This window comes from Staphylococcus sp. EG-SA-2 (genome assembly GCF_017152085.1).
Genome location: NZ_JACYHC010000385.1, coordinates 1 through 243, shown reverse-complemented (window position 1 = coordinate 243; position 243 = coordinate 1). Strand labels below are relative to the sequence as shown.

Annotated in this window: 1 protein-coding gene; it reads right to left on the bottom strand. The window is 48.6% G+C overall.

What is annotated here, in order from left to right; translation table 11 throughout:
* A partial coding sequence (locus IDG60_RS27380) for a hypothetical protein (RefSeq protein WP_206160500.1) occupies window positions 1–243 on the bottom strand: 243 nt, incomplete at both ends.

The window sequence follows — 243 nt, the reverse complement described above, 5'->3', positions numbered from 1 at the left end:
CAGGTGTATGTTTTCCTGCATCCGAGTCCGAATCGCTATCTGAGTCTGAATCACTGTCTGAGTCTGAGTCGCTATCTGAGTCTGAGTCGCTGTCCGAATCTGAGTCGCTATCTGAGTCTGAGTCGCTATCTGAATCTGAATCGCTGTCTGAGTCTGAGTCACTGTCTGAGTCTGAGTCGCTATCTGAGTCTGAGTCACTGTCTGAATCTGAGTCGCTATCTGAGTCTGAATCGCTGTCTGAAT